Annotated in this window: 20 protein-coding genes; 6 read left to right on the top strand and 14 right to left on the bottom strand. The window is 72.6% G+C overall.

The features are described from left to right. Positions 1–50: 50 nt before the first annotated feature. On the top strand, positions 51–539 hold the full coding sequence (locus GQQ95_RS05945) for a YajQ family cyclic di-GMP-binding protein (RefSeq protein WP_157426751.1): 489 nt from the start codon (positions 51–53) through the stop codon (positions 537–539). Between the two features lie 222 nt (positions 540–761). On the opposite strand, the gene GQQ95_RS05950 is transcribed toward GQQ95_RS05945, so the two are convergent. The 7 genes from GQQ95_RS05950 to GQQ95_RS05980 form a co-directional block, all read right to left on the bottom strand. Further along, complete coding sequence (locus tag GQQ95_RS05950) at positions 762–1,754, bottom strand: type IV toxin-antitoxin system AbiEi family antitoxin domain-containing protein (protein ID WP_157426752.1); 993 nt, start codon at positions 1,752–1,754, stop codon at positions 762–764. 182 nt (positions 1,755–1,936) lie between these two features. Next, a complete protein-coding gene (locus GQQ95_RS05955; RefSeq protein ID WP_157426753.1) occupies positions 1,937–2,944 on the bottom strand; it encodes an alpha/beta hydrolase in 1,008 nt (335 codons plus the stop codon). A 127-nt stretch (positions 2,945–3,071) separates the two neighbouring features. After that, a complete protein-coding gene (locus GQQ95_RS05960) occupies positions 3,072–3,728 on the bottom strand; it encodes a prepilin peptidase (RefSeq protein WP_157426754.1) in 657 nt (218 codons plus the stop codon). 92 nt (positions 3,729–3,820) lie between these two features. Next, positions 3,821–5,659 carry a thiamine pyrophosphate-requiring protein gene (locus GQQ95_RS05965; protein ID WP_157426755.1) on the bottom strand — a complete coding sequence of 613 codons (1,839 nt, stop codon included), beginning with the start codon at positions 5,657–5,659 and terminating at the stop codon, positions 3,821–3,823. A 123-nt stretch (positions 5,660–5,782) separates the two neighbouring features. Next, positions 5,783–7,162 (bottom strand): FAD-dependent oxidoreductase, encoded by a 1,380-nt coding sequence (locus GQQ95_RS05970; RefSeq protein WP_157426756.1) that lies wholly within the window; start codon positions 7,160–7,162, stop codon positions 5,783–5,785. Between the two features lie 53 nt (positions 7,163–7,215). Beyond that, positions 7,216–8,331, bottom strand: a complete 1,116-nt coding sequence (locus GQQ95_RS05975) for a polyprenyl synthetase family protein (RefSeq protein ID WP_246205204.1) — start codon at positions 8,329–8,331, stop codon at positions 7,216–7,218. Between the two features lie 100 nt (positions 8,332–8,431). Then, on the bottom strand, positions 8,432–9,139 hold the full coding sequence (locus GQQ95_RS05980) for a demethylmenaquinone methyltransferase (RefSeq protein WP_157426758.1): 708 nt from the start codon (positions 9,137–9,139) through the stop codon (positions 8,432–8,434). A gap of 164 nt (positions 9,140–9,303) precedes the next feature. Between GQQ95_RS05980 and GQQ95_RS05985 the strand changes: the two genes are divergently transcribed. Continuing rightward, the gene (locus GQQ95_RS05985) at positions 9,304–9,624 is read left to right on the top strand and encodes a DUF427 domain-containing protein (RefSeq protein WP_425482557.1); all 321 of its coding nucleotides are present in this window, start codon (positions 9,304–9,306) and stop codon (positions 9,622–9,624) included. Then, positions 9,621–10,913 carry an isochorismate synthase gene (locus tag GQQ95_RS05990; RefSeq protein WP_246205205.1) on the top strand — a complete coding sequence of 431 codons (1,293 nt, stop codon included), beginning with the start codon at positions 9,621–9,623 and terminating at the stop codon, positions 10,911–10,913. Before GQQ95_RS05985 ends, GQQ95_RS05990 begins: the two co-directional genes overlap by 4 nt. A 21-nt stretch (positions 10,914–10,934) precedes the next feature. On the opposite strand, the gene GQQ95_RS05995 is transcribed toward GQQ95_RS05990, so the two are convergent. The 3 genes from GQQ95_RS05995 to GQQ95_RS06005 form a co-directional block, all read right to left on the bottom strand. Beyond that, the gene (locus tag GQQ95_RS05995; RefSeq protein ID WP_157426759.1) at positions 10,935–11,792 is read right to left on the bottom strand and encodes a PPK2 family polyphosphate kinase; all 858 of its coding nucleotides are present in this window, start codon (positions 11,790–11,792) and stop codon (positions 10,935–10,937) included. A gap of 111 nt (positions 11,793–11,903) precedes the next feature. Continuing rightward, positions 11,904–13,679 (bottom strand): 2-succinyl-5-enolpyruvyl-6-hydroxy-3-cyclohexene-1-carboxylic-acid synthase, encoded by a 1,776-nt coding sequence (gene menD, locus GQQ95_RS06000; RefSeq protein ID WP_157426760.1) that lies wholly within the window; start codon positions 13,677–13,679, stop codon positions 11,904–11,906. Beyond that, positions 13,672–14,094, bottom strand: a complete 423-nt coding sequence (locus tag GQQ95_RS06005; protein WP_157426761.1) for a PLD nuclease N-terminal domain-containing protein — start codon at positions 14,092–14,094, stop codon at positions 13,672–13,674. Before GQQ95_RS06005 ends, menD begins: the two co-directional genes overlap by 8 nt. A 72-nt stretch (positions 14,095–14,166) precedes the next feature. Between GQQ95_RS06005 and GQQ95_RS06010 the strand changes: the two genes are divergently transcribed. After that, complete coding sequence (locus GQQ95_RS06010) at positions 14,167–14,493, top strand: DUF4229 domain-containing protein (RefSeq protein WP_170296986.1); 327 nt, start codon at positions 14,167–14,169, stop codon at positions 14,491–14,493. 79 nt (positions 14,494–14,572) lie between these two features. On the opposite strand, the gene GQQ95_RS06015 is transcribed toward GQQ95_RS06010, so the two are convergent. Genes GQQ95_RS06015 through GQQ95_RS06025 form a run of 3 tightly spaced genes read right to left on the bottom strand, consistent with a single transcriptional unit; the run spans position 14,573 to position 17,788 of the window. Further along, positions 14,573–15,559, bottom strand: coding sequence for a 1,4-dihydroxy-2-naphthoate polyprenyltransferase (locus GQQ95_RS06015; RefSeq protein WP_157426971.1), 987 nt, complete (start codon positions 15,557–15,559; stop codon positions 14,573–14,575). A 47-nt stretch (positions 15,560–15,606) separates the two neighbouring features. Then, positions 15,607–16,818: an AMP-binding protein gene (locus GQQ95_RS06020; RefSeq protein WP_157426763.1), complete on the bottom strand. Its 1,212-nt coding sequence runs from the start codon at positions 16,816–16,818 to the stop codon at positions 15,607–15,609. Between the two features lie 43 nt (positions 16,819–16,861). After that, entirely contained in the window at positions 16,862–17,788 is a 927-nt protein-coding gene (locus tag GQQ95_RS06025) for a 1,4-dihydroxy-2-naphthoyl-CoA synthase (protein ID WP_157426764.1), read from the bottom strand. An 82-nt stretch (positions 17,789–17,870) separates the two neighbouring features. Here GQQ95_RS06025 and GQQ95_RS06030 point away from each other — a divergent pair, with 82 nt between their 5' ends. Continuing rightward, the gene (locus tag GQQ95_RS06030) at positions 17,871–18,419 is read left to right on the top strand and encodes a hypothetical protein (RefSeq protein WP_157426765.1); all 549 of its coding nucleotides are present in this window, start codon (positions 17,871–17,873) and stop codon (positions 18,417–18,419) included. 16 nt (positions 18,420–18,435) lie between these two features. Then, complete coding sequence (locus tag GQQ95_RS06035; protein WP_157426766.1) at positions 18,436–21,423, top strand: ATP-binding cassette domain-containing protein; 2,988 nt, start codon at positions 18,436–18,438, stop codon at positions 21,421–21,423. On the opposite strand, the gene metH is transcribed toward GQQ95_RS06035, so the two are convergent. Continuing rightward, the gene (metH, locus tag GQQ95_RS06040; RefSeq protein WP_246205206.1) at positions 21,393–25,064 is read right to left on the bottom strand and encodes a methionine synthase; all 3,672 of its coding nucleotides are present in this window, start codon (positions 25,062–25,064) and stop codon (positions 21,393–21,395) included. The genes GQQ95_RS06035 and metH overlap by 31 nt on opposite strands. Positions 25,065–25,113: the final 49 nt, after the last annotated feature.

Raw genomic sequence — 25,113 nt, forward strand, 5'->3', positions numbered from 1 at the left:
TGCGGGATATCCCCTGCTGCGGCATCCGCTCGCTCGGTAGACTTGCGGACATGGCTGATTCCACGTTTGACATCGTCTCCAAGGTCGACAAGATGGAGGCGGAGAACGCCGTCAACCAGGCGCGCAAAGAGGTCGAGCAGCGCTACGACTTCAAGAACGTCGGCGCCTCGGTCGAATGGAGCGGCGAGAAGGTCCTGCTGAAGGCCGCGACCGACGAGCGCGTCAAGGCCGTGCTCGAGGTCGTCGAGTCGAAGTTCATCAAGCGCGGCATCACCCTGCGCTCGCTCGACACCGGAGAGCCCTACCCGTCGGGCAAGGAGTTCCGCATCGAGATCGCGCTGAAGAACGGCATCGACAGCGAGAACGCGAAGAAGGTCTCGAAGATCATCCGCGACGAGGCGCCGAAGTCGGTGAAGAGCCAGATCCAGGGCGACGAGCTGCGCGTCTCCTCCAAGAGCCGCGACGACCTGCAGGCCACCATGGCGCTGCTCAAGGGCAAGGACCTCGACGTCGCCCTGCAGTTCGTCAACTTCCGCTGACGGGCGGGGGCGCCTGCCGCCCATCGGCATGCTTCCGCGCCCGGCCGCTTCCGTCCGCGCCCGGCCGCTTCCGTCCGCGCCCGGCCGCTTCCGTCTGCGCTCCATCCCGCGACGCTTCACGTCTTGGAGGATGGCCTGCCGCATCCTCCAAGCGGCAAACCATCGCCGGAGCGAAGCTATGGCCGGCACGCGGTTGCTGCACCGCGCGCCACGCACGAGCCGTCAGAGGAGCCTCATCGGCCTCCTGACCTGCGGTAGGCCCGCCGCGACGAGACGGTCACGGACGGGGCGCCGAGCCCACATCTCCGACCAGTCCCACCTGTCGAATCCCCTGAGCCGGCGCCGAAGCCCGTTCTCACGTTCCTTCTCGCGGACGACGATCGATGCCGACGCGGTGGCCCCCTCGTTGCCGAGGTACTTGCCGTTGCCGTCCGCTTCTGCGCCGATGCCGTACTCCTCCCAGTAGAAGTCCAGGTACGCGTTCCGCCCGAGCTCGGGCAGCCAGATGGCCTGCTGCTGGGTCGGAGCGGGGAAGCCCCACTCCTCGATGACCAGGCGACTGCAGGTCTCGAGTGGAGTGTCCGAAAGCGATGACGCACGCTGGAGGGCGGCGAGCGTCTTGCGACTCCCGGTGTAGCGCCCCATCATGCGGTGTTCGGCCCAGAGCCGGTCGAGCGTCGTCAACGGAGGATTCCTGCTCGCGGGCGTGGCCTGAAGGGCGGCGTCGATGGCGGTCAGGGCAGCTGCGAGGGACCCGTGGCGACAGACCTGGATCAGCGAATACTCGATCGACGTCACCTGGAACCCGTCGATGAATTCGAGGGCGGGGCTGTCGCCCGCCGACCTGCCGACCGAGATGACGCCGAGACGCCGGTGCCCGTGCCGGTCCGGCGAGAGGACGATGACGTCTTCTGGCCATGACCCCACGATCGGTAGCCTCTGCAGGGCGATCGCGGAGAACGACGTGAACACCGGCACCTGCAACGTCTGGGCAGCAGCGGCGACTCCGCGACGGTACGTCATGGCCGCCTGTTCCGGCCGACTCTTCTGCTGGAAGGCCGGGTCGTGGTGCAGGGGAACGGCATAGACGCCCCGGCGGACACGCTCGATCTCTCCGGCCTCCACCGCCGCTTCGAGCGCGCTTGCGCGCCCCGCGGCTCGCATGCCACGCGCGAGGATGAATCCGTCGTCACCCTCCAGCAGCCGTCCGCTCATCCTCCGAGCATGTCTTCCGCGGCGGGCACGGATGCCCGCGCACGGGCGGAGCCGCTCGCACTGACGCCGGCTTCGCCCGTGGAGGACGAGTCGCTCGGTTCCCGCGATGCTTCGCGGGCTGGAGGGAGGTTCTCGAATGTCCTCCAGGCCGCGAACGGTCGCACGAGCGGCGCGGGCAGCGCTCAGCGGCGGGGGGCGTAGCCCCGAAGCCAGCGCGTGATCGCCGCGTAGGCGGCGGCCCGTGCGGGCGCGCGCGAGAGGAACACGTCGTGCAACGCCCGGTCGATGCGCGACACCGCGACATCCGGCCCGAGCCTCGTGGCACGCTCGGCGATCTCGTCGACGACGAGCACGCTGTCGCTCTCGCGCATCGCCTCGTCCCACCTGGGCAGCAGCGTCGAGCGGGTGGAGAGCAGTGTGAGCGCGGGCGCCCCGACGTCGATGCCCGCGGCGACCGCGGCGTGGCCGGCGAGCACGCCCGTCAGCCAGGCCGGGTGGGTCGTGAAGCCGCGCTCGGGCCGCCAGTCGAAGGAGTAGTCCCATTCGCCGCCGAACGACCTCGAGACCGATCGGGTGTAGAAGCCGAGGTCGACGTTCGGCATCGGCCCGAGCGGGTTGACGCGCGCGCCCCAGCCGATCACGGGCGCGAGGGCCTGGCGCCCGGCACGGCTCAGCTGGAACTCCAGCCACGGGCTGTTGAGGATCAGCGCGGCAGCCCGTCCCGGGTGCCGTGAAGCCCAGAGGCTCAGCGTGAGGCCGCCCGTCGAGTGCCCCATCAGGATCAGCGGGCGAGCGGATGCGGCATCCGTCGCCTCGCCGTGGCCCATGGCCTCGAGCGCCGCCGCGAGGTCGCCGTCGTAGGTGGCGAGGTCGGTGACGTATCCCGGTGTCTGGCCGGGCCGGAGGCTGCGCCCGTACTTGCGCAGGTCGAGCGCGAAGAACCGCGCGCCGGCATCGGCCCAGAATCGAGCGAGCTCGGTGTTGAAGAAGTAGTCGCTCCAACCGTGCACGTAGAGCACGTCGGCCCCGGATGCCGCGCCACGGCGTCTCGGCCACCGGAATCCGGGCGTGTACCGCACGAGCGTTGCGACGACCTCGCCCTCATCGTCGGTGCCGAGCGGCAGCGTGCGCTGCTCGAAGCCCTCGCCGAGGACGTCGGGCCGCCACTCCCCTGACTGCTGGTCGGACACGGAACCTCCCCAGGGTCGCGTCCGCCCAGCCTATCGGCGACGATCGGAACTGGCAGAGACCCGCTCCGATGCCGCATCCGGGCGGATTGAGCGCCCCCATCGTCTTCGGTGTCGGGCGGCGCCTCGACTATCCGGCGAGGAGCGCCGCGAGCAGGGCCCCGGCGAGCATCGAGGGCCCGAACGGGATCGATCCGCGCAGCGTCACGCGGCGAAGCGCGAGCGCGATCACGGCCACGACGCCGCCGATCACGAAGGCCGCGAGCAACCCGATGAGCCAGGCGTTCACCCCGAACCACCCGAGCAGCAGTCCGAGCGGCAGCGCGAGCTTCACGTCGCCCATGCCCATCGAGGACGGCGAGATGAGCGCGAGGAGGAAGTACACGGCGAACATCGCGACGGCGCCGAGGGCCGCCCACGCGAGCGCGATCCACTCGCCCGTCGCCCACGTCGGCGGCACGAGCAGCAGCGCGATCGTGCCCGTGGCCGGGAAGATCACGGCGTTCGGCAGCCGCTTCTCGGCGAGGTCGACGAGGGTCAGCACGGTGGCGGATGCCGCGAACACGAGCAGCGCCGGCACGATCCACGCGAGCCCGAACCGCAGCACGACGGCGGCGAACGTCACCGCCGTGATGACCGCGGCCGCGACGCGCAAGGTGCGCACCGGCACGCGGGCACCCTCGCGTGAGCGCAGGGACCGCACCGTCCAGGCGGCGAGCGGCCACCAACCGAGCCCAGCCCCGACGAGGAACGCCGCGATGGCGGCGGTCACGGTCGCGGGCGGCATGTGGTGAAGCGTAGCGTCAGCCGAGGCATCCGCTCATCGCCACTGCACAGGCCGAACCGGCCGGTGTCGGCGAAGGGCGGGGCAGGGTCCGGTCAGCCCTCCTCGAGCCGCGCGTACGCCTCGAGCAGCCCCTGCGCGTGCGCGGATCCCTCGGCCTCGAGCGCCGAGCGCATCTGCTCCAGCGCCTGCTCGCCCTGCGGGAACGGTGGCAGCATCGGCACGTCGCGGTCGCTGATCAACTGGATGACGGTCGGCCGATCGGCGGCGAGCGCCCGGGTCCACGCCTCGTCGACGTCGTCGGGCGTGTCCACGATGACACCCGACAGGCCGAGCAGTTCGGCGTAGCGCGCGAACGGGAACCCGGGCAGCGCCTGGCTGGTCTCGAAGCGCGGTGCGCCCTCGACCTCGCGCTGCTCCCAGCTCACCTCGGCGAGGTCGCCGTTGTCGAGCACGAGCACGACGAAGCGCGGGTCGGCCCACGAGCGCCAGCGGTCGGCGACCGTCACGAGCTCCGCGATGCCGGCCATCTGCATCCCGCCGTCGCCCGCGAGCACGACGACGGGCCGGTCGGGCGCGTGCAGCTTGGCGGCCAGTCCGTACGGGATGCCGCAGCCCATGCTCGCGAGCGTGCTCGAGAAGTGCACGTCGACGCCCGCCGGGACCCGCAGCTGCCTCGCGTACCAGTAGACGACGCTGCCGACGTCGAGGGCGACGAGCGCATCCTCGGGAAGATGCGCGTTCAGCGCGCGCACGGCGAACTCCGGGTTCACCGGGTCGGCCGCGGTGTCGGCCCGGGCGTCGCTGATGCGGTGCCAGTCGGCGACGACCTCCCGCACGCGCTCGCGCCACGGGGCGAGGTCGGCGCGGGGCATCCGCTCGCGCAGCATCCGCAGCGTCTCGCCCGCGTCGCCGACCAGCCCGACCTCGATCGGATAGCGGCGCCCGACGGCGCGGCCGTCGAGATCGACCTGCACGGCCCTGGCCTGCCCGGGCTTCGGGTAGAACTCCGTCCACGGGTCGCTCGACCCGACGATGAGCAGCGTGTCGCACTCGTCCATGACCCGCGCGCTGGCGGTCGTGCCGAGATGCCCCATCGTGCCCGCCGCGAACGGCAGCGACTCGTCGACGTACGGCTTGCCGAGCAGGCTCGTGACGACCGCCGCGCCGAGGTGCTCGGCGAAGGCGACGACCTCGTCGGCGCAGCCGCGCGCGCCCTGGCCCATCAGCAGCACGGGCCTCGAACCGGCCCCCAGCACGGATGCCGCGGCGTCGACGTCCTCGGCCGCCGGAAGGACGCGCGGCGGCCGATACTCCGCCGCCGTGGAGACGTGTCCGTGCTCGCCGCTCGGCGCCGCCGCGGGCGCGGTCTGCACGTCGTGCGGCACGATGACGACCGTCGGCGTGCGCGTCGCGAGGGCCGTGCGGAAGGCCTGGTCGATCGCCGAGGGCACCTGCTCGGGCGCGACGACCGTGGTGGCGTACTGCGCCGCGACGTCGGCGAAGAGCCGCTCGAGGTTGACCTCCTGCTGGTACTCCGAGCCGAGCACCGAGCGCATCTGCTGGCCGACCAGGGCGACGACGGGCGCGCCGTCGAGCTTCGCGTCGTACAGGCCGTTCAACAGGTGGATCCCGCCGGGCCCCTGGGTCGCCGTGACGACGCCGACTCGGCCGGTGTACTTGGCATGGGCGACGGCCATGAAGGCGGCGTTCTCCTCGTGACGCGCCTGCACGAACGCCGGTGCATCGTCCGCCCGCCGCAGGGCGTCCATGACGCCGTTGATGCCGTCACCGCTGTAGCCGAAGACCCGGTCGACGCCCCACTCGCGCATGCGCGCGACGATGACGTCGGCGACGGTCTGCTGCCGGCCCTCGGATTCGCGGCCTTCGGATTCGCGGCTCTCGGACTCCTGGCCCTCGGATGATTCGCTCATCCGGCCACGCTAGATGCGGGCCCCCGGTCGACTGAAGGGCCTTGACAGGGCTCCCCGCCGGCACGAGCGTGTGCCCCGGGAGCGGATGCCGCGCCCGCGACATCCGCATCGTCGAACGACCGGCTACACCTCGCCGCGCGAGATCTGCACCATGTCGTCGCGGGGCACGACCTTGACGCGCACGCGCCCCTCGGCCTCGCCGAGCGCGAGCTCGTGCTGGTCGAGGCGGTGCCAACCGTCGAGGTCGGTGTAGGCGATGCCGCGGGATTCGAGCATCTCGACCACCGATTCCTCGGAGGGCGACTCGGGGGTCCACCAGTTGCCGAGGTCGTTGATGACGTGCTTGATCGTCTCCATCGCGTCGGACTTCGTGTGGCCGATGAGGCCGACCGGGCCGCGCTTGATCCAGCCCGTGGCGTAGACGCCGTACATCTGGCGGGCCTCGCCGGTCGCCTTGTCGCGCGTGAGCACCTGGCCCTCGTGGTTCGGGATCACGCCGAAGCGCTTGTCGAACGGGATGCCGGGCAGCGGCGACCCGAAGTAGCCCACGGCGCGGTAGACGGCCTGGACCTCGATCTCGCGGATCTCGCCCGTGCCGACCACGCCGCCCTCGCCGTCGGGCGCGGTGCGCTCGTAGCGGATGGCGCCCACCCGCCCGGTGCCGTCGTCGACGATCTCGAGCGGCTTGGCGAAGAAGTGCAGGTGCAGCCGCCGCGAGGCCTGCCCGACCTCGCGCGCACGCCACTGCTGGAGCACCTTGTCGATGACGAAGACCTGCTTGTTGCCGGCGACCGCGGCGCGCGCCGCATCGTCGTAGTCGAAGTCCTCGTCGGAGACGATCATGTCGACGTCGCGCAGCTCGCCGAGCTCGCGCAGCTCGAGCGGCGTGAACTTCACGGAGGTCGGTCCGCGGCGCCCGAAGACGTGCACGTCGGTCACGGGCGACTCGGCGAGTCCGGCCGCGACGTTCGCGGGGATCTCGGTCACCATCAGGTCTTCGACGTGCTTGGCGAGGATGCGCGACACGTCGAGCGCCACGTTGCCGTTGCCGATGACCGCGACCGACTTCGCCTCGAGCGGCCAGGTGCGCGGCACGTCGGGGTGCCCGTCGAACCAGCTCACGAACTCGGCCGCGCCGTAGGAGCCCTCGAGCTCGATGCCCGGCAGGTTGAGCGAGGCGTCGCGCACCGCGCCCGTGGCGAAGATGACGGCGTTGTAGTGGTGCTTGAGGTCGTCGAGCGTGATGTCCTCGCCGAACCGCACGTTGCCGAAGATGCGGATGTCGCCCCGGTCGAGCACCTCGCGGAGCGCCGTGATGATGCCCTTGATGCGCGGGTGGTCGGGCGCGACGCCGTAGCGCACGAGCCCGTACGGTGCCGGGAGCTGGTCGAACAGGTCGATCGACACGTCGAAGTTGCGCTCGGACTTCAGCAGGATGTCGGCGGCGTAGATGCCGGCGGGGCCGGCTCCGACGATCGCGAGCCGCAACTTGTTCCTGGTCACCGTCGGTCCTCCATCGTTGGGTTCGGGAATGCTCCGGATGCCGCGAGCCGCCGTCAGCTCGCGCGATCGACGACCGACTCGGCGAACCGGGTCAGCGCCTTCTTCACGGTGCCGTCGGGCAGCGGGTCGAGTGCGGCGACGGCCTCGCTCGCCCAGCGGCGCGCCTCGTCGTGCGTCGCGGTGGTGGCCTCGTGCTCGCGGAGCTCGGCGACGATGGCGTCGACCGTCTCGTTCGAGGGCACGATGCGCGAGGCGAGCGTGTTGGTGTCATGCGGATCGCCGGCATCGGCGAGCGACATGACGTCGCGCTCGATGCGGAGCAGCAGGTCGGCGGACGCCGGATCGGTCTTCGCGAGCTGCTGCAGTCGCAGCACGGGCAGGGTCACGACGCCCGCCCGCAGGTCGGTGCCAGGCACCTTGCCGGTCGTCTCGGGCTGGGGCGACAGGTCGATCACGTCGTCGATGAGCTGGAAGGCGATGCCGATCTTCTCGCCGAACTCGACGACCGGCGCCTCGTACGCGGGGTCGGCTCCGGAGAAGATGAGGCCCGACTGGGCGGCGGCGGCGATGAGCGAACCCGTCTTGTCGGCGAGCACCTGGATGTAGTGCTCGATCGGGTCGTCGCCCTCGACGGGCCCGACGGTCTCGTGCAACTGGCCGAGCACGAGGCGCTCGAACGTGCCCGCCTGCATGCGGATGGCGCGCTCGCCGAGCGTGGCCATGAGCTGGCTGGCCCGGGCGAACAGCAGGTCGCCGGTGAGGATCGCGACCGAGTTGCCCCACACCGTCTGCGCGCTCGGCACGCCGCGCCGACGCTCCGATTCGTCCATGACGTCGTCGTGGTAGAGGGACCCGAGGTGCGTGATCTCGATGGCCTCGGCCGCGGTCACGACGTCGTCGGTGATGCCCGCGCCGAGCTGCGCCGTGAGCAGCGTCAGCATGGGCCGCACGCGCTTGCCGCCCGCCTGGAGCAGGTACCGCGTCGAGGCGTCGGCGACGGTGTCGGCGAAGGTGACCTCTCGGATGAGGCCGGCCTCGACGCGCTCGATGCCGTCGTCGATGGCCTTCGCCATGGCCTTGTCGGCGGATGACGCGAAGAGGCGCTCGCTCAGACCGAGGTTCGCAGCGAGCGCTGAGCCGCGACGGGCGACCGGATGGCTCGGATTCACGTCTTCGAGTCTATCGGGGCGAACCTGCGAGCCACTCGCCGGACGGGCGTCGGCGCGCCCCGCCGATCGACACGGGGTCCATGGCGGCGCGCCCGCCGGCTCAGTCGAGGGGCTTTCGCCCCCGGTGCAGGGCGACGATGCCGCCGGTGAGGTTGCGCCACGCGACATCCGTGTAGCCGACCTCGCGGATCTTCGCGGCGAGCGTCGCCTGGTCGGGCCACGCGTCGATCGACTCGTTGAGGTACTCGTAGGCGTCGTCGTTCGAGCTCGAGAGGCGCACGAGCGTCGGCATCACGTAGCGCTGGTAGGCGTGGTAGCCCGTGCGGATGATCGGTGCCGGCGGCTCGGAGAACTCGCAGACCACGAGGCGCCCGCCGGGCCGGGTGACGCGCAGGAACTCGGCGAGTGCCCGCTCGGGCTGGTTGACGTTGCGCAGGCCGAACGAGATCGTGACGGCGTCGAACTCGTCGTCGCCGAACGGCAGCGCCGTGGCGTCGGCCTCGACGAAGACGATGTTCGGCACGTGGGCCTGACGACGTCGGCCGACCTCGATCATGCCGGGTGAGAAGTCGGCCGCGACGACCGAGGCGCCGGATGCCGCGAGGCTGGCGCTCGAGGTGCCGGTGCCCGCCGCGACGTCGAGGATGCGCTCCCCCGGCTTCGGGGCGACGGCCCGCGTCGTGGCCACCCGCCACAGCGGCGCGTTGCCCATCGAGAGCACGGTGTTGGTGCGGTCGTAGCGGGCGGCGACCCGGTCGAACATCGCCGACACCTGGCTGGGATCCTTGCCGAGGTCTGCTCGCGTCATCCTCCGATTCTAGGACGCCGATGCCGCGTATGCGCTGGGAAGCATGCGGTCGGGGCGCCTGCCCGAGCGTTGCCTGGGCATGGCCACGGGCGTGGAATGCCGCGGTGGGGCATCGCGTTGGGTCGTGTGGGCCGGCACCTGGCCGCCCACGAAGGAGAGCACGCATGAAGGCCATCTGGAACGGCACGGTCATCGCCGAGTCCGACGACACCGTCATCGTCGAGGGCAACCACTACTTCCCGCGCGAGTCGATCGTCGACTCGCACTTCGCACCGAGCGACAACCGCAGCGTCTCACTGGAAGGGCACCGCGAGCTACTTCCACGTCGAGGTCGACGGGTCCCGCAACCCGAACGCGGCGTGGACCTACCCCACCCCGTCGGATGCCGCATCCGAGATCGCCGGGCACGTCGCGTTCTGGCACGGCGTCGAGGTCGTCGCGGCCTGACCGCACGCGCAGGCGCGAGACGTAGGCTGAACCGGTGACTGAGACGGATGCCGCCACCGCGCGCCCCAGCCCGCGCCTCGTGGTGCGGACCGAACCGGTCGACGAGCTCGCGCCGCTGATCCCGCGCGCCGACCCGCGGCATCCGCTGCTCTGGATGCGACGCGGCGAGGGAATCGTCGGGCTCGGCGAGACGCTGCGCATCGAGACGTCCGGCGCCGACCGCGTCGAGGACGCGGCGGCCATCTGGACCGAGCTGTCGTCCGATGCCGACGTCGACGACCGGGTCGGGCTCCCCGGCACCGGCCTCGTCGCGTTCGGCGCGTTCGCCTTCGCCGACGAGTCGGCGTCGACGAGCGTGCTCGTGGTGCCCGAGCTCGTGCTCGGTCGCCGCGACGGTCGCGCCTGGGTCACCCGCATCGCACTCGCGGACCCCGACGCCTCGGATGCGGCGGATGCCGCGGCATCCGACCTGCTCGCGATCCCCGAGCCCGCGCCCCGCCGACGCATCCCCCGGGTGACCTTCGAGCCCGGAGCCGTGACGCCCGGGCAGTACGAGGAGGCCGTCGCGGAGGCCGTGCGGCGCATCGACGGCGGCGAGCTCGCCAAGGTCGTGCTCGCACGCGAGCTCGTCGGCGAACTCCACGAGGAGGACGGGCTCCGAGCGACCATCGGGCGACTCGCCGAGGACTATCCCGACACGTGGGTCTTCGCCGTCGACGGCCTCATCGGCGCGAGCCCCGAGACCCTGGTGCGCGTCGACCACGGCACCGTGTCCGCCCGAGTCCTCGCGGGCACCTCCGCGCGCGGCGCGGGCGAGGCATCCGACCGCGAGCGAGCGACCGCGCTGACCGAGTCCGCGAAGGATCGAGCCGAGCACGCCCTCGCCGTCGCGAGCGCGGTGAAGCGCCTCGAGCCGCACACCGCACGCCTCGATGCGAGCCCCGAGCCGTTCACCCTCCAGCTGCCGAACCTCTGGCACCTCGCGACCGACCTCAAGGGCACCCTCGGCGACGGGTCGACGGCCCTCGACCTCGTGCGCGCCGTGCACCCGACGGCCGCGGTCGCCGGGACCCCGCGCCGGGTCGCGCTCCCCGTGCTCGCCGAGCTCGAGGGGTTCGATCGCGGACGCTACGCGGGCCCGGTGGGCTGGGTCGACGGCCACGGCGACGGCGAATGGGCGATCGCGCTGCGCTGCGCGCAGGTCGAGCCCGACGGCACGGTGCGGGCCTACGCGGGCTGCGGCATCGTGCACGACTCGGTGCCGGCCGACGAGCTCGCCGAGACCGTCATGAAGTTCCGGCCGATCGTCGAGGCGTTCGGCGGCTGAGCCCGCGCCGCGTCGGCGCACTCAACTCTTCGCGAGCCGCTTCCGCTGCTCCTCGACGTCGTAGTCGGCCTTGGGCCAGTCGAGCTCCATGCGCTCGAGCACGTCGAGCAGCAGGTGCTGCACCGCGAGCCGCGCGTACCACTTGTGGTCCGCGGGGATCACGAACCACGGGGCATCCGGCGTCGTCGTGCGTTCGAAGACGCGCTGGTACGCCTCCTGGTACTTCGGCCGCAGTAGACGCTCGTCGATGTCGCCGGGGTTGAACTTCCAGTGCTTGTCGGCCCGCTCGAGACGTTTCTGCAGGCGCTCGCGCTGCTCCTCGCCCGAGATGTGCAGCATGACCTTGACGATCGTCGTGTTGCTCGCGACCTGGGCGCGCTCGAAGTCGTTGATCGCGTCGTAGCGGCGCTCGATCTCGGCGGGCGGGGCGAGTTCGCGAACCCTGGCGATGAGCACGTCCTCGTAGTGGGACCGGTCGAAGACGCCGATCATGCCGGGCCCCGGCACCTCCTTGTGGATGCGCCAGAGGAAGTCGTGCGAGAGCTCCGCCTCGGTCGGCTTCTTGAACGCCGCGAGCTGCACGCCCTGCGGATCGACCGAGCCCATGACGTGCTTGACGATGCCGCCCTTGCCCGCCGTGTCCATGGCCTGCAGCACGAGCAGGATGCGCCGCTGGTCGCCGCCCATGCGACTGCCGGCGAACAGCTGCTCCTGCAGGTCGGCGAGCCGGTCGGCGCCCTCGGCCAGCGCGAGCTCGCCGGCCTTCTTGTCGCCGTCGAAGCCCGGCGTGGACGCCGGATCGATGTCGGAGAGCCGGAACTGCTCACCCACCCGCAGCAGCTCGATCGGATCGGCGGTCCAGTGCGACGCGTGCTTCATGGGGCTCCCCTCGCGCGACGCGGCGTCGCGCAGGGTTCCATCCTGTCGAGCGAGCGGATGCCGCGGCAAGGGCTCGCCGCCCACCGGATGGGTCGTGTATGCAGACGCGGTTCAGCGCGGCAGCGGCACCTCGAGCAGGGTCGGCCCGTCGACGGGCGCACCCAGCGCGTCGCTGAGCTCGCCGCGGGTCGTGGCCCGCGTGTACGCCCAGCCGTAGGCGGTCGCCAGGGCCTGCAGGTCGACCGACTGCGGCGTGTACTGCACCCGGTCGAACGCCGTCTCCGCGGCAGAGCCGGCGACCTCGAGGGCGTCGAAGATCGTGCCGCCGCCGTCATTGCCGACGACGAGCTGCAGGCGCGGGCGCGTCTCTCCCGCACCGAGCAGGAGCGATCCGACGTCGTGCAGCAGGGTGAGGTCGCCGATGACGGCGCGGGTCACGGCGCCGCTCGCGACGGCCACGCCGAGCGCGGTCGCCACGGTCCCGTCGATGCCGGCGAGGCCGCGATTGGCATGCACGGTGATGCGCCGACCTGGCACGGCGCGGTCGGCGTCGCGGATGAGCCGCGACGCGCCGAACACCAGTCGGTCGTGGGGCCAGGTCGCCGCCCACACCGCGTCGACGAGCATGCGACGGGTGATCGGCGCGCGCACGGCGGCCAGCTGCGCGCGCATGTACTCGCGCTGGGCGGCGTAGTCGGAGACGTGCCCGGTCTCGTCGACCCCGCTCTGCAGTCCGACGGCCTGCGGCAGCCCGGCATCGACGAGCGATCGGCTCGCGTGCACCCATCGTCCGAGCCACTCCCGGGACTCGGACGTCGGCGGCTGCGGCTCGGCGCGGACCGCGCGCTCGAAGCGACGCACCCGCCGTCCCGGGTTGAACCACTCGATGCCCCACGGGGCGACGACGATGGCCTCGACGCCGGAGCGCTGGACGAGTTCGGGCACCTCGCGGGACAGGGTCGGATGCCCGAAGACGACGACCCGCTCGACCCGGCCGCCGAAGTCGGGATCGCGGAGCAGCTCGCGGTACGCGACGACGAGGTTGGGCCCGAAGTGCGCGCCGCTCGTGACCTCGGCGATGAGCGGCCAGCCGCCGTCGCGCGCGAACTGCTCGGCGCCCGGGCCCGCTCCGGCCCCGGCGACGACGACGGTGCGCGGCCCACGCGCGATGACGGCGCCGTGCGGCGCTTCGGTCGTCGCAGTGCTCGTGCCGAGCATCGCCGCCACGACCGGATCGGCCCCGTCGACGACGGGCGCCTCCTCGAGCACGACCGCGGCGGAGAGGGGCTCCGTGAACTGCAGGTTCAGGTGCACCGGTCCGGGGCCTGGATGCGCGGCGGCCTCGCCGCGGTCGTCGCGCCCCAGCGACACGGCGACGGCCGTGCGGGCGAGTCGCGCCGCGGCATCCGTCTCGGCCGGGTCGCCGACGGGCGCCGGCACGTCGCGTTCCATGCGCACCGCGCCGGCGAAGATGCCGGGCTGCAGGGTCGTCTGGTTCGCGCGGATGCCCCGCATCGTCGCGGGCCGATCGGCCGCGCACACGATGAGCGGGACACCGGAGTGGTGGGCCTCGAGCACCGCGGGATGGAGGTTGGCGACGGCCGTGCCGGAGGTGACGACGACGACCGCTGGTCGCCCGGACTCGGCCGCGAGGCCGAGCGCGAGGAAGGCGGCACCGCGCTCGTCGATGCGCACGTGCAGGCGGATCGCGCCGACCCGCTCGAGCTCGGCGGCTGCGAGCGCGAGCGCCTGCGAGCGGGACCCGGGGGCGACGATGACGTCACGGACGCCGGCGCGCACGAACCCGCTGAGGAGCGCGAGTGCCGCCTCGGACGCAGGGCTGCGCCCCTCGAGCGACTCGGACGGGAGTCGGCCCGGGTCAGCCATTCGGCCGGCCGGATGCTCCAGCCTCGCCGGTGGCGTCGGGGCCGTCGTGGCGCTTCGAGTCGGGATGCGGCACATCGCCCTCTTCGGGCTCGGGCGCGGCGGAGTCGAGGTCGGCCAGCTCCTGCTCGAGGCGGCGGATGCGCTCGTCCTGCTCGGCGTCGTTGCGAAGGCCCCGGAGGAACTCGACGTCGTCGTCGGGTGCGATCGGCCCCTTGCCGCCCGCGCGGTACGCGCGACCACGGCCGATGAGGAACCAGAGGATGCCGCCGATGACCGGCAGCAGCACGACGATCGCCACCCACCAGCCGCGGCTCACTCCGCGGATGCGAGATCGATCGAAGAACGCGCAATCGGCGATCGCGTAGATCCAGAAGATCACGGCCGCGATGCCGATGACGAACCACACCCGTACCATTCGCCCAGTCTAGGCGCGTCGGCCGTATTCCGGCTGAGAGAGCCCACAGGCTGTCCGACCTACACTTGCATGGTGAAATCCGTGCCCGTCTGGATCTGGTTCACCGCGTTGCGCATCCTGATGTTCGCGGTCCCGCTCGCCGTACTGCTCATCGCCGGCGTCCCCGGCTGGGTCGCGGCGCTGGTCGCCGCCGTGTTCGGCCTCAGCGCGTCGCTGATCTTCCTCCGCCGCCCCCGCGAGTCCATGGCCACCGACCTCTACGAGGCCCGCCACCGCGAGACGCCCGTGGTGCACGAGGACGACGCCGACGAGGACGCCGCCGTCGAGGCGGGCACCGCGCGCACGAACGGTGCGGCCAAGGGCACGTCGACCGTCGCGGACGACGCCGCACGCGACTGACCCCCGCCACCGCGCGCACGACGGCCGCGCATCCGCGCATCCGCGCATCCGCCCCGAGCCGGCTCGTGGCATCCGCCCGTCAGAGTGCGATCGCGAGCCCCAGGCCGATGCCGTAGGCCAGCGCCGTGAAGCTCGTGAGCTGCAGGGCGAGGATGAGCTCGCGCGGCGTCTTCGCCGTGAGCACGATCACGCAAGCGGGCAGCGCGAGGAGCAGCGCGAAGAAGACGAGCACCGCGGTCGGGTAGAAGAGCGCGATCACGCCGACGAGCGCGAACGGCGCCAGCGCGAACGCGACGAAGAGGATGCGGCCGACCAGCGGCCCGACGAGCACCGCGAGCGTGCGCTTGCCCGCGGCGCGATCCTGCACGACGTCGCGGAGGTTGTTGGCCATGAGCACCGCACAGGCCAGCAGGCCGACCCCGATGCCGCCGAGCCACGCCTCGAGGTTCACGGTGAGCGCCTGCACGAATGCCGATCCCGCCGTGGCCACGAGCCCGAAGAACACGAACACGAAGACCTCGCCGAGGCCGTAATACCCGTACGGGTGCCGGCCGCCCGTGTAGAACCAGGCCGCGACGATCGCGACGGCGCCCACCGCGAGGAGCCACCACTGCTGCGTGATGATCGTGAGCGCGAGGCCCGCGAGCGCGGCGACGGCGAAGAAGGCGAGGGCCACGACGAGCACCGTGCGGGGCTTCACGAGCCCGGAGGCGGTGAGGCGGGCCGGGCCCACCCGGTGGTCGTCCGTGCCGCGGATGCCGTCGGAGTAGTCGTTGGCGTAGTTCACGCCGATCTGCAGGGCGAGCGCGACGATGAGCGCCAGTGCGAAGCGGGTCGGATGCCACGGGCCGTCGGCGATCGCGACGACGCCGGCGCCCGTGCCGAGCGCCACGGGGGCGATCGCGAGCGGGAGCGTGCGCAGGCGCGCACCGGAGATCCAGTCGGCGGCGGTGACGCGGGTGCGCGCGGCTTGCTGCGGTCCGGACTTCGCGGCCGCGGCCGCCTTCGCCGGGTTGCCGGATCGCCCGACCGGGGTCGGACGTCGCTTGGGGTCGGCCGGGTTCATGCGCTGGGGTCTCGGGCGTGCCACAGGAACATGGTAGTTCGCACCGCCTATGACCCCGCTCCGCGTTCGGCCGGTCGGCCCTCGTTCGCGAGCAGCGCGGCGAGGGCGCGACGGTCGGGCTTGCCCGACGCGAGGTGCGGCATCCGCTCGATGACGACCAGGCGCACCGGGCGCCCGGCGGGCGGAAGTCCCGCGCCGTCCGTCGCGGCGGCGAGGTCGTCGCGGATGACGGATGCCGCGGCATCCGTTCGCTCGACGACGACGACCGCGCGTTCGCCCCACTCGGCGTCGGCGACGGGCAGCACGACCGCCTCCGCGAACCCGGCGACCGCGCGCACCGCGCGCTCGACCTCGCCGAGGGAGACCTTGACGCCGCCCGAGATGATGACGTCGTCGGCCCGGCCCGTGATGCGCAGGACGCCATCGGGCGAGAGGTCGCCCAGGTCGCCGGTGCGGTACCAGCGCCGTCCGCGCGCGTCGGTCGTGAAGGCGGCGGCCGTGCGCGCGGGGTCGTCGAGGTACCCGCTCGCGAGCATCGGCCCGGCGAGCTGCACCTCCCCGCGGCCGGTCTCGGGCGACGGGTCGACGATGCGCACGGCGACGCCGTCGAGGGGGCGGCCGTCGTAGACGCATCCGCCGGCCGTCTCGCTCGAGCCGTAGGTGCGCACGATCGCGAGCCCCGCGTCGGCGGCGCGCGCGGCGAGCGCTGGCGCGAGCGCCTGCCCGCCGACGAGGATCGCGTCGAACGAGCGTGCCGCCGCTCCCACGAAGGCATCGCGCTCGGCGGCGTCGAGCAGGCGGGCGAGCTGGGCGGGCACGAGCGAGGTGTACCTCGGCACCCGCGCATCGAGCCGGGCGGATGCCGCGGCGAATGCGGCCGGGTCGAACGAACCGGGCGACAGCACGACCGTCTCGGTGCCTGCGAGGATGCCGCGCACGAGCACCTGCGCCCCCGCGATGTAGTGGCCGGGCAGGGCGAGCAGCCATTGGCCGGTGCTGCCGAGCGCGTCGTGCGTGGCGTCGGCGCTCGCCTCGAGCGCATCGGCGGCGAGCAGCACGCGCTTCGGGGCATCCGTCGATCCGCTCGTCTCGACGACGAGCGCGATGTCGTCCTCGACCTCGCGCGCGACGGCCGCCTCGGCCGTCGCCGGTTCGCCGTCGGGCACGGGCCAGACCGCGGGCCCTCCGGCCAGCGCGTCGGCGAGCGCCGGGCGCAGCGCCGCGGCATCCGTTGCTGAAACCCGGATGAGCGGTTTCATCGCGAGGTCGGCAACCGGCCGAGCCGGTTTCGCGTAACCGGCATCAGTAGTGCCAGGGGTACGGGCCCCAGTCGGGGTCGCGCTTCTCGAGGAACGCGTCGCGGCCCTCGACGGCCTCGTCGGTGCCGTAGGCCAGTCGCGTCGCCTCCCCCGCGAACACCTGCTGGCCGACCATGCCGTCGTCGACCGCGTTGAAGGCGAACTTCAGCATGCGGACCGCGGTCGGCGACTTCGTGAGGATCGTGCGGGCCATCGCGATCGCCTCGCGCTCGAGCTCCGCGTGCGGCACGACGCGGTTGACCGCGCCCATCTCGTAGGCGCGCTCGGCCGAGTACTCCTCGGCCAGGAAGAACACCTCGCGGGCGAACTTCTGCCCGATCTGCCTGGCGAAGTACGCCGACCCGTAGCCGGCGTCGAAGCTGCCGACGTCGGCGTCGGTCTGCTTGAACCGGCCGTGCTCGCGCGAGGCGATCGTGAGGTCGCAGACCACGTGCAGCGAGTGCCCGCCGCCGGCCGCCCAGCCGGGCACGACCGCGATGACGACCTTGGGCATGAAGCGGATGAGCCGCTGCACCTCGAGGATGTGCAGGCGCCCCGTGCTCGCCGAGGCCGCCGGATCGCGCACGACCTCGGCCTCGTCGGCCGAGTACTGGTAGCCGTCCCGGCCGCGGATGCGCTGGTCGCCGCCCGAGCAGAACGCCCAGCCGCCGTCCTTCGCGCTCGGCCCGTTGCCGGTCAGCAGAACCACGCCGATGCGCGGGTTCGTGCGCGCGTCCTCGAGGGCGCGGTAGAGCTCGTCGACGGTGTGCGGCCGGAAGGCGTTGCGCACCTCGGGCCGGTCGAACGCGATGCGCGCGATGCGGCCGTCGGTCGAGTGGTGGTAGGTGATGTCGGTGAGCCCCGCAGTGCCTGCGACGGCGGATGCCGCGTCGACCCACTCGCTCGCATCGAACACTTCGGAAACGCTCACCGTTCCAGACTACGGCCCGCTCCCCCGTACCCGCGGCGACACATGCGAGGCCGCGTGAGAGGCGGACGCCTACCCTTGGACGGTGACCACGACTCTGCGGACCTTCGCCGCCACTGCCGCCGCCGCCCTCCTGCTGACCCTGACCGCCTGTACGAGCTCCGACCCGGCGCCGACCGAGCAGGCCTCCGCCTCGCCGTCGGCCGAGGCGGAAGCCGACTCCGGCCCCTGCGCCGGAGTCGAGGTCGTCGTCGAGCTCCCCGACCTCGACCTTCCCGAGTCCCCCGCGGGCGCCACCTGCGTCGAGGCCGACGGCCCGATCGCCGCGACGGACGCGCTCGCCGAGGCGGGCCTGACCACCGAGGGCACCGAGGAGTACGGCGACCAGGTCGTCTGCCGGGTCAACGGCGTGCCCGCCGAGGACTTCGCCCTCACCGCCGAGGACGGTTCCGAGTACTTCGAGACCTGCGCCTCGATGCCCGCGGCGTTCGCCTACTGGTCGCTGTGGACGCAGCCCGCCGGCGGCGAGTGGGGCTACGCCGAGGAGGGCCTCGCGACCCTCGAGCTCGAGCCCGGCGAGCGCCTCGCGCTGCTCTTCACGGTGAACGGCGAGCCCGCCGCCCCGACCGCGTGACCCGCGCCCCCGGCCGATGAGCATCCGACCCGCACCACTTCGCGCCGCGGCACTGGTCGCCGCGGGCTTCGTCGTGGTGCGGGTCCTCTACCGCGTCCTCTTCAACGGGGCGGATGCCGCGGGGCCGGTCGTGCTGCCCTTGCCCGAGTTCCCGCTCCCGCCGCCGTTCGCGCACGTCGTGCTGCTGGGGCCGGCGACCGCGGGCGGCCTGTGGGATGCCGCGGTCAGCGCGCTGCCCATCGCGCTCACGATCCTCGCGTTCGGCCTGCTCAACGCAGTGCTCGACGTGCCGCGGATCCTCGCACGCGGGGCACGTCGCGGCCCGCTGCGCGGCGTCGCCCGCACCCTCGCCGTCGCGTGGGCCGGGCTCCCGGCCCTCGCCGACGCCGTGCGCCGCGTGCGCTTCGCGCAGCGCCTGCGAGGTGAACGCGGCGGCCCGCGCCTGCTGGCCCCCGTGCTCGAGCGCACCCTCGAACGCGCGACCGCCGTCGCCGCCGCCTTCGAGCTGCGCGGCCTCGCCGGGCACCCGGTCGACGGGGCGTGCGAGCGGCCCGTCGAGCTCCGCGACCTCGCGCTCGGGCATCGCGGCGACGCGGCATCCGTGGTGCTGGTGGACGCGCTGGACCTCGGTCCGGGAACGCTCACCCTCCTGACGGGCGCCACCGGCAGCGGCAAGTCCACGCTGCTCCGCGCGCTCGCGGGGCTGCACACGCATCTCGACGGGGGCACCCTCTCGGGCCGGCTGTCCGTGGTCGGGCACGATCGCGTGGGCACGCCGCCGCGCGACACGGCGCGGCTCGTCGGCGTCGTACTCCAGGACCCGCGCGAGGGCTTCGCGACCGAGCGCGTGCGCGACGAGATCGGGCTCACGCTGGAACTCCGGGGGGTCGATGCGACCATCGTGCGCGCGCGCGTCGAGGAGATCGCGCGCCGCATCGGCATCGAGGCGCTGCTCGGTCGCGAGCTCCAGGGGCTCTCGGCGGGCGAGGCGACGCTCGTCGCGATCGCCGCGGCGATCGCCGAGCACCCGATCGTGCTCCTCGTCGACGAGCCGCTCGCCGACCTCGACACCGCGTTCAGGGCCCGCATCGTGGACCTGCTCGACGCGCTCGCGCACGACGCCGGCATCTGCGTGATCGTGGCCGAGCACCGCCGCGCCGAGTTCGCCGGCGTCGCCGACGCCCGCCTCGACCTCGTCGGCGGGGTCGCGCGGCCGGCCGACGTCGGCGCGGACGCGGGAGCGGTCACTACGGCCTCGGGCGCGGGCTCGGGCTCCGGCGCCGGCGCGGGCCCGGGCCCGGAGGAACTCATCGCGGATGCCGCAGCGGCTCCGACTCGCCCGCGCGCCTCGACGAAGCGCGACGAACCGGCCCTCCTGGCCGTCGACGTGACCGTCCGCCACGGCGACACGATCGCCGTCGACGGCGCGAGCCTCACGGTGCACGCCGGGGAGGTCGTGGCGCTCACCGGCCCGAACGGCGCCGGCAAGTCCAGCCTCCTGGTCGCGCTCGCCACGCGCGGCGACGACGGCGTCGCCCTCGTGCCCGATGCCTCCGACGACCTGTTCACGTGCACGAGCGTGGCGGCCGAATGCGCCCGCACCGACCGCCGGGCCCGGGTCGCCCACGGGGCCACCGCGGCGCGGTTGGCCGAGTTCCTCTCCCTCGACCCGGCGTCGCCCGCGTTCGGGGAACGGCTGCTGCGGCATCCGCGGGACCTCTCGCTCGGCGAGCGTCGGTGCCTCGCGATCGCGATCCAGTCGGCACGGGAGCCGCGCGTGCTCCTCGTGGACGAGCCGACCAGGGGCCTCGACCCGGCCGCCTGGGCGCTCGTCGCCTCGGCCATCGCCCGGACGGCCGAACGGGGTGCGGCGGTGCTCGTCGCGACGCACGACGCCGGCTTCGTGGCGGCCCTCGCCGACCGGGTCCTGCCGATGCGCGCCGGCGTCCTGGGCGAGCCGTTCGCGCCGGCGAGCACGGCCACCGACCCGACGGCCACGGCCGCGTTCGGTGCCGAAGGACGCGACCTGCACGTACCGGCGCCAGCACCGGCCCCGGCGGCGTCGTCGAGGCCGCAATCGGCTCCCGTGCAGCCCCCCACCGCCGATGGGGACGCAGCGGGCCCGCCGAAGCGTTCCACGCAGCCCGCCCGATCCGCCCGCGGCATCCGCCTCGGCCTGCTCGCCCTGGTCGTCGCCAACCTCGCCGCCCTCGCGGCCTTCACCTGGCCGCTCACGGCCCCGGCCCTGCCCGCGCAGGCCACGGCCGCCGCACCCGTGGCGGCGCTCGCCCTGGCCCCGCTGGCCGCACTCCTGGTGCTCGCCGCGCTCGACGGCACCGTGCGGAGCGCGCACACCCTCGCCCTGCTCGGCACGCTGGCCGCGATCGGCGCGGCCGTGCGCATCGTCGGCACGGGTGTCGGCGGGGTGGAGGCGGTCTTCATCCTCCTGATCCTCGCGGGGCGTGCGTTCGGCGCCCGCTTCGGGCTGCTGCTCGGCCTGCTCACGATCGCGCTCTCGACCATCGTGACGGGCACGTTCGGCCCGTGGACGCCGTTCCAGATGTTCGCCTGCGCGTGGGTCGGCGCTGGCGCCGGACTCCTCCCCCGCCGCTCACGACGGGTGCCGCGCTGGGGCGAGGCCGCGATGCTCAGCGTCTACGGCGTGCTCGCGTCGTACGCCTTCGGCCTCATCATGAACCTCTGGTTCTGGCCCTTCGCGATCGGGACCGGGTCGGGCATCTCCTACGAGCCCGGCGCGCCGATCGGGCAGAACCTCGCGAGCTTCCTGCTGTACTCCCTCGTGACGTCCTCGCTCACGTGGGACACCCTCCGTGCGATCACCACGGTGATCGGGGTGCTCACGGTGGGCACCGCCGTGCTCGCCGCGTTCCGGCGCGCGAAGCCCGTGCCGGCGGGAGGGACGGACAACGGCGCACCGAACGGCGGCGCCGGCGGCGGCATCCGAACCCGACGTCAGACCGAGAAGTACTTCGCCTCGGGGTGATGGAACACGAACGCGTCGGTCGACTGCTCGGGGTGCAGCTGCAGCTCCTCGCTGAGCTCGACGCCCATGCGCTCGGGGCGGAGGAGCTCGACCACCTTGCGGCGGTCCTCCATGTCGGGACAGGCCGGGTAGCCGAGTGAGAAGCGCGCGCCGCGGTACTCGAGCTTGAAGAGCCCAGCCGTGTCGGTCGGGTCCTCGGCCGCGAAGCCGAGCTCGGCGCGGATGCGCGCGTGCCAGTACTCGGCGAGCGACTCGGTGAGCTGCATGACGAGCCCGTTGAGCTCGTAGTAGTCGCGGTACCTGTCGGCGGCGAAGAGCTTCGCCGTGACCTGGTCGATGTGGGCTCCGGCGGTCACGAGCTGCACGGGCAGCACGTCGACCCGCCCGGACTCCCTCGAGGCGACGAAGTCCGCGAGGCAGAGGTGCCGGTCGCGACGCTGACGCGGGAAGTGGAAGCGCAGGCGCTCCTCGCCGACCACGCCGCCCGAGCCGCCGTCGGGTGCGAGCAGCCCGGCCCGCCCGAGCACGCCCGACGGGTCGTCACCGTGGTGCAGGACGATGAGGTCGTCGCCCTCGCTCACGACCGGGAAGTAGCCGTACGCGACGGAGGCGTCGAGCATCTGCTCGGCCAGGATGCGATCGAGCCAGTAGCGCAGGCGCGGCCGTCCCTCGGCCTCGACCAGCTGCTCGTACGAGAGTCCGTCATCGCCCCGGCCGGGCTTCAGCCCCCACTGCCCCATGAACGTCGCCCGCTCGTCGAGGAACGCCGCGTAGTCGGCGAGCGCGATGCCCTTGACGATGCGCGTGCCCCAGAACGGCGGCGCCGGGATCGGGTTGTCGGATGCCACGTCGGAGCGTCCGGGCATCTCCTCGGGCTCGGTCAGGGTGAGCTTCGAGCCCGCGCTGTGGATGCGCTTCTTCAACGGCGGGAGCCCGACCGTGGCGGGGTCCTCGCCGCGTGCGACCTTGACGAGCGGCTCCATGAGGGTGAGCCCCTCGAACGCGTCCCTGGCGTAGCGCACCTCGCCGTCGAAGAGGCTCGCCAGGTCGTCCTCGACATAGGCGCGCGTGAGCGCCGCCCCGCCCAGGATGATCGGCCACTTCTTCGCGAGTCCACGCGCCTGCAGCTCCTGCAGGTTCTCCTTCATCACGACGGTGGACTTCACGAGCAGGCCCGACATGCCGATGACGTCGGCGTCGTGCTCCTCGGCCGCCGCGATGATGTCGGCGATCGGCTGCTTGATGCCGAGGTTGATCACCTCGTACCCGTTGTTGGACAGGATGATGTCGACGAGGTTCTTGCCGATGTCGTGCACGTCGCCGCGCACCGTGGCGATGACCATCTTGCCCTTGCCGCCCGACGAGGACTTCTCCATGTGCGGCTCGAGCAGCGCGACGGCGCTCTTCATCACCTCGGCCGACTGGAGCACGAACGGCAGCTGCATCTCACCGGACCCGAAGCGCTCGCCGACGACCTTCATGCCCTCGAGGAGGTGGTCGTTGATGATCTGGAGCGCCGTGAGCCCGCCCGCGCGGGCGAGGTCGAGGTCGGCCTCGAGCCCCTTCGACGCCCCGTCGATGATGCGCCGCTCGAGTCGTTCGCCGACCGGGAGCGCCTCGAGCTCGGCTGCGCGCTGGTCGCGGAGTGCCGCGGTGTCGACGCCCGCGAAGAGGTCGAGCATGCTCGCGAGCGGGTCGTACGTGGTGTTGCCCTCGGCGTCGTACTCGCGACGGTCCCACACGAGGTCGAGCGCGACCTTGCGCTGCTCCTCCGAGAGCGAGGCGAGCGGCACGATCTTCGCCGCGTCGATGATGCCGGAGTCGAGGCCCGCCTCGACGGCCTCGTGCAGGAACACCGAGTTGAGCACGCTGCGCGCCGCCGGGTTGAGCCCGAACGAGACGTTCGAGACGCCGAGCGTCGTGTGGATCCCGGGGTACTTCTCGTTCAGGCGACGGATCGCCTCGATCGTCTCGATCGCGTCGCGCCTGGTCTCCTCCTGGCCCGTGGCGATCGGGAAGGTCAGGCAGTCGACGATGAGGTCCTCGACCCGCATGCCCCAGTCGGCGACGAGGGCGTCGACCAGGCGCGAGGCGATGCGCAGCTTGTGCTCGGCCGTGCGAGCCTGTCCTTCCTCGTCGATCGTGAGGGCGATGACCGCCGTGCCGTGTTCCTTCACGAGCGGCATGATGCGCCCGAACCGGCTCGTCGGGCCGTCGCCGTCCTCGTAGTTGACCGAGTTCACGACGGGGCGGCCGCCGATGAGCTCGAGCCCGGCCGCGATGACCGCCGGCTCCGTCGAGTCGATCACGAGCGGCAGGGTCGAGGCGCTCGCGAAGCGCGAGACCACCTCGCGGATGTCGGCGACGCCGTCGCGCCCGACGTAGTCGACGCACACGTCGAGCAGGTGCGCGCCGACGCGGATCTGGTTGCGCGCGATCTCGACGCACTCGTCCCAGTTGCCGTCGAGCATGGCCTCGCGGAAGGCCTTGGATCCATTGGCGTTGGTGCGCTCGCCGATCGCGAGGTACGAGGCGTCCTGGTCGAACGACACGTGCTGGTAGAGGCTCGCGACGCCGGCCTCGGGCTGCGGATGCCGCACACCCGCGGCGCCCGCCGCCGCGCCGGCCTGAGATGGCGCGGCGAGCGACGCGCGCAGCGGACGCAGGCGCTCGACGACGGCCGACATGTGCTCGGGCGTCGTGCCGCAGCATCCGCCGATGAGGCCGAGTCCGAACTCGCGCACGAACTGCTCGTGCGCGGTCGCGAGCTCGACGGGCGAGAGGGGGTAGTGCGCGCCGTCCGCCCCGAGCACGGGCAGCCCGGCGTTCGGCATGCACGCGACGGGTACCCGCGAGTGCTTCGAGAGGTGGCGGAGGTGTTCGCTCATCTCGGTCGGGCCGGTGGCGCAGTTGAGGCCGATCGCGTCGACGCCGAGCGGTTCGAGCGCCGTGAGCGCGGCGCCGATCTCGCTGCCCATGAGCATCGTGCCGGTGGTCTCGACCGTGACCTCGACGAAGATCGGCAGGCGGATGCCGCGACTGACGATCGCCTGCTTGCAGCCGTTGACGGCGGCCTTGGTCTGCAGCAGGTCCTGCGAGGTCTCGATGAGGAACGCATCCGCACCGCCGTCGATGAGGCCCTCGGCCTGCAGCGCGAACGTCTGCTTGAGGTGGTCGTACGTGGTGTGCAGCAGGCTCGGCAGCTTCGTGCCCGGCCCCATCGACCCGAGCACCCAGCGCAGGCGGCCGTCGGATGCCTCGGCCGCCTCGACCCGCTCGCGCGCGATGCGCGCCCCCGCCTCGGCGAGCTCGTGGATGCGGTCGTCGATGCCGTAGTCGGACAGGTTCGACCAGTTCGCGCCGAACGTGTTCGTCTCGACGGCGTCGATGCCGACGGCGAGGTACTCGTCGTGGATGTCGGCGATCATGTCGGGACGGCTGACGTTGAGGATCTCGTTGCAGCCCTCGAGCTGGCGGTAGTCGTCGAGGGTCGGCTCGTGCCGCTGGAGCATCGTGCCCATGGCACCGTCGGCGATGACCACGCCGGCGTTCACGGCATCGAGCAGCGCCTGCGAACGCGACGGCCGCGCGACGCCCTCGATGTCGAGGGGGAAGCGGGTTTCGTTCGACAGACCGGTCACTCGCGCGAGTCTAATCAGTGGCCGGGCGTCGTTTGCCATGATGAGCACA

Origin of the sequence: Agromyces salentinus (assembly GCF_009749395.1) — a bacterium.
GTDB classification, from domain to species: Bacteria; Actinomycetota; Actinomycetes; order Actinomycetales; family Microbacteriaceae; genus Agromyces; species Agromyces salentinus.

Bases quoted from the DNA above. Each gene is read 5' to 3' on its own strand.
- GQQ95_RS06005 (WP_157426761.1), bottom strand. From the start codon at position 14,094: ATGGTACGGGTGTGGTTCGTCATCGGCATCGCGGCCGTGATCTTCTGG.
- GQQ95_RS05980 (WP_157426758.1), bottom strand. From the start codon at position 9,139: ATGACGCGAGCAGACCTCGGCAAGGATCCCAGCCAGGTGTCGGCGATG.
- GQQ95_RS05985 (WP_425482557.1), top strand. From the start codon at position 9,304: ATGAAGGCCATCTGGAACGGCACGGTCATCGCCGAGTCCGACGACACC.
- GQQ95_RS05995 (WP_157426759.1), bottom strand. From the start codon at position 11,792: ATGAAGCACGCGTCGCACTGGACCGCCGATCCGATCGAGCTGCTGCGG.
- menD (WP_157426760.1), bottom strand. From the start codon at position 13,679: ATGGCTGACCCGGGCCGACTCCCGTCCGAGTCGCTCGAGGGGCGCAGC.
- GQQ95_RS05960 (WP_157426754.1), bottom strand. From the start codon at position 3,728: ATGCCGCCCGCGACCGTGACCGCCGCCATCGCGGCGTTCCTCGTCGGG.
- GQQ95_RS05965 (WP_157426755.1), bottom strand. From the start codon at position 5,659: ATGAGCGAATCATCCGAGGGCCAGGAGTCCGAGAGCCGCGAATCCGAA.
- GQQ95_RS05945 (WP_157426751.1), top strand. From the start codon at position 51: ATGGCTGATTCCACGTTTGACATCGTCTCCAAGGTCGACAAGATGGAG.
- GQQ95_RS05950 (WP_157426752.1), bottom strand. From the start codon at position 1,754: ATGAGCGGACGGCTGCTGGAGGGTGACGACGGATTCATCCTCGCGCGT.
- GQQ95_RS06015 (WP_157426971.1), bottom strand. From the start codon at position 15,559: ATGAACCCGGCCGACCCCAAGCGACGTCCGACCCCGGTCGGGCGATCC.
- GQQ95_RS06020 (WP_157426763.1), bottom strand. From the start codon at position 16,818: ATGAAACCGCTCATCCGGGTTTCAGCAACGGATGCCGCGGCGCTGCGC.
- GQQ95_RS06035 (WP_157426766.1), top strand. From the start codon at position 18,436: ATGAGCATCCGACCCGCACCACTTCGCGCCGCGGCACTGGTCGCCGCG.